Source organism: Microbacterium candidum (genome assembly GCF_030315975.1).
Classification (GTDB): domain Bacteria; phylum Actinomycetota; class Actinomycetes; order Actinomycetales; family Microbacteriaceae; genus Microbacterium; species Microbacterium candidum.
Map to the genome: position 1 here is coordinate 587,353 of NZ_JASXSZ010000001.1, position 12,149 is coordinate 599,501.

At 70.7% G+C, this 12,149-nt stretch carries 13 protein-coding genes; 12 read left to right on the forward strand and 1 reads right to left on the reverse strand.

Annotation, left to right across the window (positions count from 1 at the left end):
- Positions 1–8 precede the first annotated feature (8 nt).
- The 11 genes from ftsH (at position 9) to lysS (ending at position 10,677) form a co-directional block, all read left to right on the forward strand.
- The gene (gene ftsH, locus QSV35_RS02780) at positions 9–2,012 is read left to right on the forward strand and encodes an ATP-dependent zinc metalloprotease FtsH (RefSeq protein WP_286286482.1); all 2,004 of its coding nucleotides are present in this window, start codon (positions 9–11) and stop codon (positions 2,010–2,012) included.
- A gap of 9 nt (positions 2,013–2,021) precedes the next feature.
- Positions 2,022–2,615 (forward strand): GTP cyclohydrolase I, encoded by a 594-nt coding sequence (gene folE / locus QSV35_RS02785; protein WP_286286484.1) that lies wholly within the window; start codon positions 2,022–2,024, stop codon positions 2,613–2,615.
- Between the two features lie 154 nt (positions 2,616–2,769).
- Positions 2,770–3,570 (forward strand): dihydropteroate synthase, encoded by an 801-nt coding sequence (gene folP, locus QSV35_RS02790; RefSeq protein ID WP_286286486.1) that lies wholly within the window; start codon positions 2,770–2,772, stop codon positions 3,568–3,570.
- Positions 3,563–3,922: a dihydroneopterin aldolase gene (folB, locus tag QSV35_RS02795; protein ID WP_286286488.1), complete on the forward strand. Its 360-nt coding sequence runs from the start codon at positions 3,563–3,565 to the stop codon at positions 3,920–3,922. Before folP ends, folB begins: the two co-directional genes overlap by 8 nt.
- Positions 3,923–3,939: 17 nt before the next feature.
- A complete protein-coding gene (gene folK / locus QSV35_RS02800; protein ID WP_419956817.1) occupies positions 3,940–4,473 on the forward strand; it encodes a 2-amino-4-hydroxy-6-hydroxymethyldihydropteridine diphosphokinase in 534 nt (177 codons plus the stop codon).
- On the forward strand, positions 4,470–4,964 hold the full coding sequence (locus tag QSV35_RS02805) for a DUF3180 domain-containing protein (RefSeq protein WP_286286490.1): 495 nt from the start codon (positions 4,470–4,472) through the stop codon (positions 4,962–4,964). The genes folK and QSV35_RS02805 overlap by 4 nt, the downstream gene beginning before the upstream one ends.
- Positions 4,915–5,538: a PH domain-containing protein gene (locus tag QSV35_RS02810; protein ID WP_286286493.1), complete on the forward strand. Its 624-nt coding sequence runs from the start codon at positions 4,915–4,917 to the stop codon at positions 5,536–5,538. Before QSV35_RS02805 ends, QSV35_RS02810 begins: the two co-directional genes overlap by 50 nt.
- Positions 5,538–7,313, forward strand: coding sequence for a PH domain-containing protein (locus tag QSV35_RS02815; protein WP_286286495.1), 1,776 nt, complete (start codon positions 5,538–5,540; stop codon positions 7,311–7,313). Before QSV35_RS02810 ends, QSV35_RS02815 begins: the two co-directional genes overlap by 1 nt.
- A complete protein-coding gene (locus QSV35_RS02820; RefSeq protein ID WP_286286497.1) occupies positions 7,310–8,044 on the forward strand; it encodes a DUF2520 domain-containing protein in 735 nt (244 codons plus the stop codon). Before QSV35_RS02815 ends, QSV35_RS02820 begins: the two co-directional genes overlap by 4 nt.
- Positions 8,041–9,027: a pantoate--beta-alanine ligase gene (locus QSV35_RS02825; RefSeq protein ID WP_286286499.1), complete on the forward strand. Its 987-nt coding sequence runs from the start codon at positions 8,041–8,043 to the stop codon at positions 9,025–9,027. The genes QSV35_RS02820 and QSV35_RS02825 overlap by 4 nt, the downstream gene beginning before the upstream one ends.
- A 123-nt stretch (positions 9,028–9,150) precedes the next feature.
- Positions 9,151–10,677, forward strand: coding sequence for a lysine--tRNA ligase (gene lysS, locus QSV35_RS02830; RefSeq protein WP_286286501.1), 1,527 nt, complete (start codon positions 9,151–9,153; stop codon positions 10,675–10,677).
- Here the strand turns inward: lysS and QSV35_RS02835 are convergent.
- Positions 10,670–11,815: a DUF4192 family protein gene (locus QSV35_RS02835; RefSeq protein WP_286286504.1), complete on the reverse strand. Its 1,146-nt coding sequence runs from the start codon at positions 11,813–11,815 to the stop codon at positions 10,670–10,672. The two genes, lysS and QSV35_RS02835, sit on opposite strands and share 8 nt — an antisense overlap.
- 144 nt (positions 11,816–11,959) lie before the next feature.
- On the opposite strand from QSV35_RS02835, the gene QSV35_RS02840 reads away from it, so the two are divergent.
- A complete protein-coding gene (locus QSV35_RS02840) occupies positions 11,960–12,142 on the forward strand; it encodes a hypothetical protein (RefSeq protein ID WP_286286506.1) in 183 nt (60 codons plus the stop codon).
- The last annotated feature ends 7 nt before the right edge of the window (positions 12,143–12,149 follow it).

The window sequence follows — 12,149 nt, forward strand, 5'->3', positions numbered from 1 at the left end:
CCCGCACCATGGACTTCAAGAAGATCTCTCGCAACCCGGTCATCTATGTGTTGTTGATCGTGGTGCTGCTGATCGCGGGCTTCTCGCTCATCACGAGCCTCGGCGGAGCCAAGCAGATCTCCACGCAGGAGGGCCTGCAGCTGCTCAAGGGCACCACCGTGACGCAGGTGACGAACACCGACGGCGACCAGCGCGTGGACATGAAGCTCTCCGAGCCGTACCAGGGCGCATCCGACGTGCAGTTCTACTACGTGACGGCGCGGGCGAGCGAGGTCGTCTCGGCGATCAACTCCGCCGACCCCAAGAATGGCTTCAACGACGAAGTGCCGAAGACGACGTGGTTCGACAGCTTCATCTCGCTGTTCCTGCCGATGCTCCTCCTCGGTGGACTGTTCTGGTTCCTCCTCTCCAGCGCCCAGGGCGGCGGCAGCAAGGTCATGCAGTTCGGCAAGTCGCGCGCCAAGCTCGTGACCAAGGAGATGCCGCAGGTCACCTTCAACGACGTCGCCGGCTCCGACGAGGCGATCGAAGAGCTCGAGGAGATCAAGGACTTCCTCAAGGACCCGGCGCGCTTCCAGGCCGTCGGCGCCCGCATCCCGAAGGGCGTGCTGCTGTACGGCCCTCCCGGAACCGGCAAGACCCTCCTCGCGCGTGCCGTCGCCGGCGAGGCGGGCGTGCCGTTCTACTCGATCTCCGGTTCCGACTTCGTCGAGATGTTCGTCGGCGTCGGCGCGAGCCGCGTGCGCGACCTGTTCAACCAGGCCAAGGAGAGCGCGCCGGCCATCATCTTCATCGACGAGATCGACGCCGTCGGTCGTCACCGCGGCGCGGGCCTCGGCGGCGGGCACGACGAGCGCGAGCAGACGCTGAACCAGATGCTCGTCGAGATGGACGGCTTCGACCCCAAGGCGAACGTCATCGTCATCGCCGCCACGAACCGTCCCGACATCCTCGACCCGGCGCTCCTGCGCCCTGGCCGCTTCGACCGCCAGATCGGCGTCGACGCGCCCGACCTCAAGGGCCGCGTGCATATCCTCGAGGTGCACGGCCGCGGCAAGCCGCTCGCCGACTCCGTCGACCTCGAGGTCGTCGCGCGCAAGACGCCGGGCTTCACCGGCGCCGACCTCGCGAACGTCCTCAACGAGGCGGCGCTCCTGACCGCGCGCTCCAACGCGCAGCTGATCGACAACCGCGCCCTCGACGAGGCGATCGACCGCGTCATCGCCGGTCCGCAGCGCCGCACGCGGATCATGAAGGACAAGGAAAAGCTCATCACGGCCTACCACGAGGGCGGTCACGCGCTCACGGCGGCGGCGATGAACTACTCCGACCCGGTGACGAAGATCACGATCCTCCCGCGCGGCAAGGCGCTCGGCTACACGATGGTGATGCCGCTCGACGACAAGTACTCCGTCACCCGCAACGAGCTGCAGGACCAGCTCGCGTGGGCGATGGGCGGCCGCGTCGCCGAGGAGATCGTCTTCCACGACCCGACCACTGGCGCGTCGAACGACATCGAGAAGGCGACGAGCATCGCCCGCAAGATGGTCACCGAGTACGGCATGACGACGGATGTCGGCCCCGTCAAGCTCGGCAGCGCCTCCGGCGAGATGTTCCTCGGCCGCGACATGGGCCACGGCCGCGAGTACTCGGAGACGGTCGCCGAGCGCGTCGACGTGCAGGTGCGCGACCTCATCGAGCAGGCCCACAACGAGGCCTACCAGGTCCTGAACGACAACCGCGACGTCCTCGACAAGCTGGCTCTCGCGCTCCTGGAGCAGGAGACGCTGGACCACAACGAGATCGCCGAGATCTTCAAGGACGTCAAGAAGCTACCGCCGCGTCCGCAGTGGCTCTCCAGCAGCGAGCGCCCGGTCTCCGCGCTCCCCCCTGTGGAGGTCCCGCGTCGCGCTCAGCCCGCGGGCGTGGCGGCTTCGACCGAAGCGGACGGCACGCAGGAGAAGACTCCGCGCCGCCGCCCGAGCGGACAGGCGCGCCCCGCGACCGCATAGGAGGCCGGCGTGAGCGTCGACCGTGAGCGCGTCCGCGCGCTCGTGCACGAACTGCTGGAGGCGATCGGGGAGGACCCCGATCGCCCCGGCCTTCGTCAGACTCCGCAGCGCGTCGCCGACGCGTATGCGGAGTTCTTCGAGGGAGTGGGGGAGGATGCATCCGCCCCGCTCGCGCACACGATCTCGGTGTCGTCCGGGCCCGCGCCCGACACGGTCCCGTCGGGTGCGGTGATGCTGCGCGACATCCGGTTCCGGAGCGTCTGCGAGCATCACCTGCTGCCCTTCATCGGCCACGCGCACATCGCATACCTGCCGGGAGAGCAGGTGGTCGGACTCGGCGCGCTGCCGAAGGTCGTCGGCATCCTGTCCTCCCGTCCGCAGGTGCAGGAGCGCCTCGGCGAGCAGATCGCCGATGCCATCGCGACCTCCCTCGACGCCCGTGGCGTCCTCGTCGTGCTCGATGCGACGCACCAGTGCGTGACGACCCGCGGCGAGCAGCAGGCGGATGCCTCGACGGTCACGATCGCTGCGCGCGGTGAGCTCGCCGAGCCCGCCGCCCGAGCGGAGCTCATCGCCCTCATCGCCGCGGGAGCAGACCGTTGAGCGGGCGGTTCGGGTCGTTGAGCGAGGGAGGAACGACCGAGACGAGACGCGGTGCGTCGACCTCGAGTCCTTACCGCGTTTCGATTCTGCGTTTCGACTCGCAGGCTCACTCAACGACCGCCGGTTGCTCAAGCAGCCGCAGGGGAGTGGCCCGATGACCCTGATCATGGGGATCGTGAACGTCACGCCCGACTCCTTCAGCGACGGCGGGCGCTACCTCGACCGCGATGCCGCGATCGCGCACGGCCGGGCGCTGCTCGCCGAAGGCGCCCACATCCTCGACGTCGGCGGAGAGTCGACGCGTCCCGGCGCCGAGCGCGTGCCGCCCGAGGCCGAGCGCGAGCGCGTCATCCCGGTCGTCGCGGCCCTCGCCGCGGACGGCGCCGTCGTGAGCATCGACACGATGAACGCGTCCACGGCCATCGCCGCCGTCGCCGCCGGCGCGCGGATCGTCAACGACGTCTCGGGGGGTCTCGCGGACCCTGCGCTGCTCGCCGCCGTCGCCGCCACCGACGCCGACATCGCCCTCGGCCACTGGCGCGGGCCGTCCGTCGACATGTACGCGCACGCCGACTATGCGGACATCGTCGCGGAGGTCGTGGGAGAGCTCACGGCACGGATGCAGGATGCGGCAGCCGCCGGCATCCCCGTGGAGCGGATGATCGTCGATCCGGGAATCGGCTTCGGCAAGCGCGGCGGGCAGAATTGGGATGTGCTCCGCAACCTCGACGCCTTCGCCGCGCTCGGGCCCCGCGTCCTCGTCGGCACGAGCCGCAAGCGGTTCCTCGCCGATGCTCTGGGGGACGACGCATCCACCCCCCGGCGCGACCTCGCGACCGCCGTCACGAGCGTGCTCGCCGCCCAGGCGGGCGTCTGGGCGGTGCGGGTGCACGACGTGGCCGCGACCCGCGACGCGCTGACCATCGCCGAGCTGTGGGGAGACGCCCGTGGATGAGATCACCCTGACCGGCGTGCGCGCGTTCGGCCACCACGGCGTCTTCGACCACGAGCGCCGCGAGGGGCAGGAATTCGTCGTCGACGCGACGCTCTTCCTCGACACGTCGCGCGCGGCCGAGACCGATGAGGTCACCGACACCGTGCACTACGGCGAGGTCGCCGAGCGGATCGTCGCGATCGTCGAGGGCGAGCCCGTGAACCTCCTCGAGCGGCTCGTGCAGCGCCTCGCAGACGCCCTCCTCGCCGAGCCCCTCGTGCACCGAGTGCGGGTCACCGTGCACAAGCCGCAGGCGCCCATCACGGTGCCGTTCGGCGATGTCTCCGTCACGATCCAGCGGAGCGCGGCGTGAGCGACGACCTCCGACGCATGGACCGCAGGCTCGCGGACGGGTATCGCGGTCCCGGCTCCACCGCTTCTCCCACGACGGTCACTGCGGTCGTCGCGATCGGCATGAACCTCGGCGATCGGGCGGCGACGTATGCGGCCGCCGTCGACGAGCTCGGCCGGCTCCCGCTCGTCGACCGGGTGGTGGCATCCACCCCTGTCGATTCGGTCGCGGTCACCCTCGACGGATCCGATGCGCCCGCCTACCTCAACGGCGTCGCCCTCGTCACGACACGGCTCGCGCCGTCGGTCCTGCTGTCGTACCTGCACGCCATCGAGGCGCGGCACGGGCGCGATCGCGCGAACGAGCCGCGCTGGGGCTCGCGCACCCTCGACCTCGACCTCATCGCCTACGGCGATGTCGTGAGCGCCGATCCCGATCTCACCCTCCCGCATCCTCGTGCCGCCGAGCGTCCGTTCGTGCTCGCCCCCTGGCTCGAGATCGATCCGGATGCGGTGCTCCCGGGCGCGGGCCGCGTGGACGCGCTGCTGCGCCGGACCGAAGGGGGCGCATGAAGCGCACCAGCCCGCTCACCCTTGTCCTCAGCGGCGTCATCGGCGTCGCGGCGGGTTTCATCGTCGACCAGATCCTGACCTCTGCCGGTCGTGCGACCTTCGTGCCGACGGTGATGCTGCCGCTGCTCCTCGTGCTGCTGGGGGCTGCGGACATCATCCTCGCGTGGCCAGTCCAGCGTGCGACGCGTGGGATCGTCCAGGTGCGGGTGAACCCGTTCCGGGCGCTCCGGATCGCTATGCTCGCGAAGGCGTCCAGCATCCTGGGCGCGGCGATCGGCGGATTCGCGCTGGGACTGGTGCTCTTCCTCTCGACGCGACCCGTGACCCCCTCGGTAGGCTCGTGGGGCGTCATCATCGCGACGGCCGTGTGCGGTGGCGTCCTCGTCGTCGCCGGGCTCGTCGCGGAGCACATGTGCACCATCCGGAAGGACGACCACGACGATGAGCAGCCCGGAGCCGGCGATTCCGAACCCCACGCCCACTCCCACTGAGGCGACCCCGCAGCAGCAGCGGCCTGCATCCGGGGAGGCTGCGTCGCGCCTCGACGCCGACACGTACGACCACATCCTCGAGCCGCGGTCGGCGTCCCGGCTCCCGCTCGGCGACGGGACGTGGCACCAGCTCGCGCGCGCGTACATGTGGGTGCGGCTCATCTCGCTCGGGGCGCTCTTCATCGGCGTCGCGGTGGCCGCGTTCCTCATCACCTTGTTCTGGCAGGCGCAGTGGGTGTGGATCCCGGCCGGCATCGTGCTCGTCATCGTCGGCGTTCTCCTCATCATCGCGCCGCGACAGGTCCGCGCGTTCGGGTACAAGCTGCGTCAGGACGACCTCGTCTTCCGCCGCGGCATCCTGTGGCAGCGCACGGTCGCGGTGCCTTACGGGCGGATGCAGCTCGTCGACATCGAGCACGGGCCGCTCGACCGGGCGTTCGACATCGCCCGGCTGAAGCTCGTGACCGCGGCGGCCTCGACCGGCGTCGAGCTGCCGGGCCTAACCCAGCACGCGGCGGAAGAGCTCCGCGACACCCTCATCGCCGTCTCCGAATCGCGGCGGACCGGACTCTGATGGCGCTCTTCCCCGGACAGGCGAGCCACACGCCGCTGAGCGACGGTGAGTGGCACCGGATGCATCCGCTGACGCCGCTGTTCCGTGGTGGATTCGTGCTGGTCGTCGTCGCCGGTCTCATCATCTCGAACCTGCGCGAACGGCTGATCGCGCTCTTCCTGCCGGTGTTCGCGCCGGAGGTGCCGGTCCAGGAGGTGCCGGGCGACCCGGTCGACTTCATCCTGAGACACAACCTCGTGCTGTGGGCGCTGCTGATCGTGCTGGTCGTCGTCATCGTGCTGATCGGCCTGTTCCTGCTGTCGTGGCGGTTCCACACGTTCCGCATCACGGGCGACCACGTCGAGGTCCGTCACGGCGTGCTGTTCCGCAGCCACCGCCGGGCACCGCTCGACCGCGTGCAGGGCGTCAACCTCACCCGCCCGATGTTCGCGCGCCTGTGCGGCATGGCGAAGCTCGAGGTCGTCGGTGCGGGCACGGATGCCAACGTCAAGCTCGAGTACCTGTCGACGGCGAACGCCGAAGCGGTGCGCGCCGACATCCTGCGGCTCGCCTCCGGCCTGCGGCTCGCGAAGAAGGAGGGGGCGGCGCCGGGCCGCACGGGGCTCGTCGAGAGCGCGACCTCGACGGTCTCCGCGGCGCTGAACGGCATCATCCTCGGCGATGAGGCACCGGTCGCCGAGCCCGCATCCGTCGTCGCGATCCCCATCCTCCGGCTCGTCTTCTCGCACCTGCTCAGCTGGTCGACGGTCGTCCTGGCCCTGCTCCTCACGTTCATCATCTGGGGCGCGAGCGTCGGTACGCCATGGCTGCTCGTCAGCTTCATCCCGGCCCTCCTCGGATTCGGCGCGTACTGGCTGCGCCGGATCACGCGGGCGCTGCGGTACTCGATCGCCCCGACGCCCGACGGGGTGCGCATCACGTTCGGGTTCTTCACCACGATCACCGAGATCCTTCCCCCTGGCCGCGTGCACGCGGTCGAGATCACGCAGCCGCTGCTGTGGCGCCCGGCGGGATGGTGGCGCGTCACGATCAACCGGCTCTCCGGGCATCGCGCGTCCAGCGACAGCCGCGCCGAAGAGGAGGCGACGCGCGTGCTGCCGGTCGGCACCCGAGCGGACGTCGAGCGGGTGCTGAGGCTGCTCCTGCCCGGCCTGCCGGCGGACGACTGGTCGCTCATCGTCGCCCACGGCATCCTCGGGGCGGACGACGACAACTACACGACGACGCCTCGACGCGCGCGGCTGCTGCATCTGCTGTCGTGGCGGCGCAACGGGTTCCTGCTCTCGCCGGACGCGATCTTCCTCCGCCGCGGCCGACTGCACCGACGGCTCGCGATCTTCCCTCTCGCGCGCACGCAGAGCGTCGGGCTCTCCCAAGGGCCGATCGCCCGGGCGTTCACCGTCGCCGCCCTGCACGTCCACACCGTCGCGGGCCGCGTCTCGGGCCGGCTGACCGGGATCGATCGGGATGCCGCGGTGCAGGCGTTCGGGGATGTCGAGCGCGATGGGATCGCCGCCGCGTCCGTCGATCGCAGCCATCGTTGGGGCAGCATCGGTCCGGAGGATTCTGCCTTCGGGTCACCTGCGGACTCCCGGGCGTCGTCGGCCGAGTCTGCGGCGGGTTCGCCGGCGGACTCGGCGGGAGATCCGCCTGCGGGTCCTGCGGGAGATCCGCCGGCGGGTCCTGCGGGTGATTCGCCGGCGGGTCCTGCTGTCGATTCGCAAGCCGACCGCGCGGGGGACTCGCCGGCCGACTCCGTGGGAGCGACGGCATGAGCGGCGACCGCCTGGCCCGCGACGGGCGTCTCGGCGTCGGCATCATCGGCGCGGGCCGGGTCGGCCCCGTACTGGGTGCCGCTCTCGCCGGCGCCGGGCATGCGATCACCGGTCTGACCAGCGGATCGAACGACGACCGCGCCCAGGCTGTCCTGCCTGGAGCGCCCGTGCTCGACGCGCTGGAGATCGCGCGGCGCAGCGAACTCGTGATCGTCGCCGTGCCGCACGATGAACTTCCCGGGCTCGTCTCCGGCCTCGCCGAACTCGACGCCTGGCAGCCGGGGCAGCTCGTGCTGCACACCGATCCGGCGCACGGGCTCGATGTGCTGGCGCCCGCCGTCGGGCGCGGAGCGATCCCGTTGGCGGTGCATCCGGCGATCGCGTTCACCGGCACCTCGATGGACCTCAGGATGCTGCGCGATGCGTACGCCGCCGTTACGGCGCCCGCGCCCGTGCTGCCGATCGCCCAGGCTCTCGCGGTCGAGATGGGCTGCGAACCGGTCGTCGTGGCCGACGCCGACCGGGCCGCGTACGCGGAGGGGATCGCGACTGCGACGACGTTCTCCAGGTCGATCGTGCGCCAGGCCACCGCCCTGCTGCGGCAGGCCGGAGTGACCAATCCGGGCTCGTATCTCTCGGTGCTCGTGCACGCCACGGTCGATCTCGCGCTGCGGGATGCGGATCCGGCCTCCGAGGTCGACGACATCCGGCCCGATACGCTCGACGGATGATCACGACCGTCGACGCGCTGCGCGCCCGGCTCGACAGCATCCGCTCCGCTCGACCTGATCCCGCGTCGCCAGCCGATCCTGCGTCGGTCTCGGATCCTGCGACGCTCGCCGATCCCGCATCCGCGTCGCTCGCCGATCCGGCATCTGCGTCGCTCGCCGACCCGGCGTCTGCCGCCGCCTCGCGCGGCGCAGGCAGGGTCCCGCGCATCGCGCACATCTCGACGCTCGGCGCGCTGCACGAGGGGCACGTCGACCTCGTGCACCGCGCGAAGGAGATCGCGGACGTCGTCGTGGTGACGGTGTTCGTGAACCCGCTGCGGTTCCGCGGCGACGCCGAGTTCGACGCGTATCCGCGGAGTCTCGAGGAGGACGAGCGGCTGCTCGAGTCGCTCGGCGTCGACATCGTCTTCGCCCCGGATGCCGCTGAACTCCTGCCACACGGACGGGACACGACGAAGGTGTCGGCGGGAGACCGGGGCCTCCGGTACGAAGGCAGCCGCAGGGCGACGTACTTCGATGCGATCCTCACGGTGGAGGCGATCCTCCTCAACATCGTCCGGCCGGATGTCGCGGTCTACGGCGAGCGCGACCGTCAGCGCGTGTTCCTCGTGCGACGGATGGTGCAGGACCTGTTCCTCGACGTCGAGATCGAGGCGGTCCCGACCGTCCGCTCCGACGACGGCGTGCCCGTGTCTAAGCGGCTCGGCATCCTGGAGGATGCGGATCGTGCGGCTGCCGCGAAGCTGACGTCGGCCCTCGACGATGCCGCCGCCAACGCCGACCGCGGCGTCGACGCATGCATCGCCGCCGCGCAGTCCGCCCTCATGGGGGACCCGCGTATCCGGCTCGAATACCTCAGCGTCGTGGATCCCGACAGCTTCCAGTCCGCGGACGAGAACCGCACGGGGCCCGCCCTTGTCCTCATCGCGGGGACCATCGGCGGCCGCCGCTTCGTCGACAGCACCGAGGTCGTCCTCGGCTGACCGAGGCGCCTGCCCGCCGCCGGCCGCCTGCCGGCCGCCGCAGGCCGACCAGGCCAGACGGGCCGGCCCCAGGAAGCCCGCATCCCGCGCCGATAAACTGGACGGCGAATCCCGAGGAGCCTGATGACCGACACGACTGCGCCTGCCGACGCGCCCGCCGAGCCGACCGAAGAAGACGTTATCGAGCAGAAGGCCGTCCGCATGGCCAAGCGCGAGCGTCTGATCGCCGAGCGGGTGGATGCTGCCGGCGGCGCGTATCCCGTCAGCCTCGGCGTCACCGACACCATCCCCGCGCTGCGCGAGCGGTTCGCAGACCTCGAGGCCGGCGCGGAGACCGGCGTCACGGCGGCGGTCGCGGGCCGTGTCGTCTTCAGCCGCAACACCGGCAAGCTCTGCTTCGCGTCGCTGCAGTCGGGCGACGGGCAGCGCATCCAGGCGATGGTGTCACTCGCGGCCGTCGGTGAGGAGTCCCTCCAGGCGTGGAAGGACCTCGTCGACCTCGGCGACCACGTGTTCGTCTCCGGCGAGGTGATCTCGAGCCGTCGCGGCGAGCTGTCGATCATGGTGTCCGATTGGGCGATCGCGTCGAAGGCCCTCCTTCCGCTTCCGAACATGTACACCGAGCTCAGCGAGGAGGGCCGCGTCCGCAGCCGCTTCCTCGATCTGATCGTGCGCGACCAGGCGCGCCAGACGGTGCGCGCCCGCGCGAAGGTCAACGCGAGCCTTCGCCGCACGTTCGACGACCACGACTTCGTCGAGGTCGAGACGCCCATGCTGCAGACGCAGCCGGGCGGGGCATCCGCTCGACCCTTCATCACGCACTCCAATGCCTTCGACACCGAGCTGTTCATGCGCATCGCGCCCGAGCTCTTCCTCAAGCGCGCCGTCGTCGGGGGCATCGACCGCGTGTTCGAGATCAACCGCAACTTCCGCAACGAGGGCGCCGACTCGACGCACAGCCCGGAGTTCGCGATGCTCGAGGCCTACCAGGCATACAGCGACTACAACGGCATCGCCGACCTCACGCAGGAGCTCGTGCAGAACGCGGCGGTCGCCGTCGCCGGGTCCACCACAGTGACGTGGGCCGACGGCACGGTCTACGACCTCGGCGGCGAGTGGGCTCGCATCTCGATGTACGGCTCGCTCTCCGAGGCGGCCGGCGTCGAGGTCACGCCGCAGACCCCTGTCGCCGAGCTCGCGGCGCTCGGTGCCGCGAACGGCGTCGACGAGCCCCCGCACCCCACCCACGGCAAGTGGGTCGAGGAGCTATGGGAGCACTTCGTGAAGGGCGGGCTCACCCGGCCGACCTTCGTGATGGACTTCCCTGTCGACACGAGCCCCCTCGTACGCGACCACCGCTCGATCCCGGGTGTCGTGGAGAAGTGGGACCTGTACGTGCGCGGCTTCGAGCTCGCGACCGGGTACTCGGAGCTCGTCGATCCCGTCATCCAGCGCGAGCGCTTCGTCGAGCAGGCCAAGCTCGCTGCGCGCGGCGACGACGAGGCGATGCGCATCGACGACGAATTCCTGCGTGCGCTCGAGCACGGTATGCCGCCGTCGGGCGGCATGGGCATGGGCATCGACCGTCTCATGATGGCGATCACCGGGCTCGGCATCCGTGAGACCATCCTCTTCCCGCTGGTCAAGTAGCGCTCGCGAGCGCCGGCCGGGTGGGGCGCTGGAACGCCCAGTCGGGCAGGTGGCTGCCCATCACGAAGGCGAGCACGATCTCGCTGAGTCCGTGCTCGGGCTCGATCTCGAGCGCCTGCCTGCTGTAGACCTCGGCGTGCGTCGATCTGCCGAGCGCCCACGACAGCCACGCGCACACGGCGAGCGGGCCGGGCTTCGCCGCCTCCGGGGCCACAGCAGCCAGCCGACGACAGAGCTCGAGCGCGGCTCGCAGTCGGTCGGGCGACGGTTGCGCTCCCTCGCCCCACATCCGGCACGCCAGTTCGTCGGGGAACCCATCGCCCTCTTCCCACCGCAGTTGCGCGTCGAGGGCGGCGTCGCCGGCGGCGAGATCATCGCACCACTGCGCGAGCGCGACATCCCGCAAGGCCGGACGGGCGAGGCAGTAGATCATGCTCGCGGCGTCGAACGGGTCGAGGGATGCGGGATGCCAGTCGAGCGCGGTCTCGAACAGGAGCGGCAGGTCGTTGAGTGCGCACAGCGCCGACAGCGCCGCGGGATCGATGCGGGCATCCGTCTCGGCGGTCTGCTCCGTCACGAGCAGGACCGCATGGGTGAGACTGTCGACAGCGCGCGCGACCTGCTCACGTTCGGTCGGCTCGGATGCCGGCAGCTCCGCGCCAGCGGCCTGATCGCGATCGAGCCGGCCGACGCCGAGGTCTCGCGAGCCGGGCAGCAGCTCGAGCGGACGACCGTCGTCGGGGCAGTCCGGGTCGACGTACGACCCCCATGCATCGACGGCGACGCACAGCGCGTCCGTCAGGGTGAGGCCGCACGCGTCGGCCTTCGCGAGAAGCGATGCGGCGAGGGCGGCCTGCGGCGGCTCGCCGATCGACCCGTACGGGGCATCGGTGTAGACGACGACCGCGAACGCGTCGGCCTGGGCCACCCGGCACACCATGCCGATGATCGTGGCCGCGATGCGGTCGACCGCATCGGCGGGCTCATCTGATGCGGGCAGGTCGAACCGCATCCCGCCGATGCTCCTGCCGCGCTCGAACGGGATGAGCACGAGACTCTCGCTCGGGGTGAAGCCGAGCATCGAGGGAACGAGGGACAGGAAGTGTGCGGCGCCCTTGGCGCGGACGATCGTGGTCATACGTCGAGCCTGAGACGGCGGGTGTCACGCGAACGGGTGGATCATCCGGCGGGGGAGAGGCTGTGCCGACGCCGGGGGTGGGGAGGATTCCTCGACGGCCGGCTGCCCGCGGGGCCGGTCAGAGAGACGGCGTACGATGGACGCATGGATTACTGGTCAGCCGCGGTGTGGTCGATCGCCCCGACCCTGATCGTGTGCGCCCTGTTCTTCTTCATCCTGCGTGCCGTGGTCCGCGCCGATCGCACCGAGCGCAAGGTCCACGCGAAGATCGAGGCGGAGGAGCGCGCGAAGCGCGGGCTGCCGCCCGTCGCCGGCTCCGGCCGCTGACGCGCGC

Excerpts from the sequence above, each read along its gene's own strand:
- QSV35_RS02840 (WP_286286506.1), top strand. The coding sequence starts at position 11,960 with ATGGATTACTGGTCAGCCGCGGTGTGGTCGATCGCCCCGACCCTGATC.
- QSV35_RS02825 (WP_286286499.1), top strand. The coding sequence starts at position 8,041 with ATGATCACGACCGTCGACGCGCTGCGCGCCCGGCTCGACAGCATCCGC.
- QSV35_RS02835 (WP_286286504.1), bottom strand. The coding sequence starts at position 11,815 with ATGACCACGATCGTCCGCGCCAAGGGCGCCGCACACTTCCTGTCCCTC.
- ftsH (WP_286286482.1), top strand. The coding sequence starts at position 9 with ATGGACTTCAAGAAGATCTCTCGCAACCCGGTCATCTATGTGTTGTTG.
- folP (WP_286286486.1), top strand. The coding sequence starts at position 2,770 with ATGACCCTGATCATGGGGATCGTGAACGTCACGCCCGACTCCTTCAGC.
- folK (WP_419956817.1), top strand. The coding sequence starts at position 3,940 with ATGGACCGCAGGCTCGCGGACGGGTATCGCGGTCCCGGCTCCACCGCT.
- QSV35_RS02815 (WP_286286495.1), top strand. The coding sequence starts at position 5,538 with ATGGCGCTCTTCCCCGGACAGGCGAGCCACACGCCGCTGAGCGACGGT.
- lysS (WP_286286501.1), top strand. The coding sequence starts at position 9,151 with ATGACCGACACGACTGCGCCTGCCGACGCGCCCGCCGAGCCGACCGAA.
- QSV35_RS02820 (WP_286286497.1), top strand. The coding sequence starts at position 7,310 with ATGAGCGGCGACCGCCTGGCCCGCGACGGGCGTCTCGGCGTCGGCATC.
- QSV35_RS02810 (WP_286286493.1), top strand. The coding sequence starts at position 4,915 with ATGAGCAGCCCGGAGCCGGCGATTCCGAACCCCACGCCCACTCCCACT.
- QSV35_RS02805 (WP_286286490.1), top strand. The coding sequence starts at position 4,470 with ATGAAGCGCACCAGCCCGCTCACCCTTGTCCTCAGCGGCGTCATCGGC.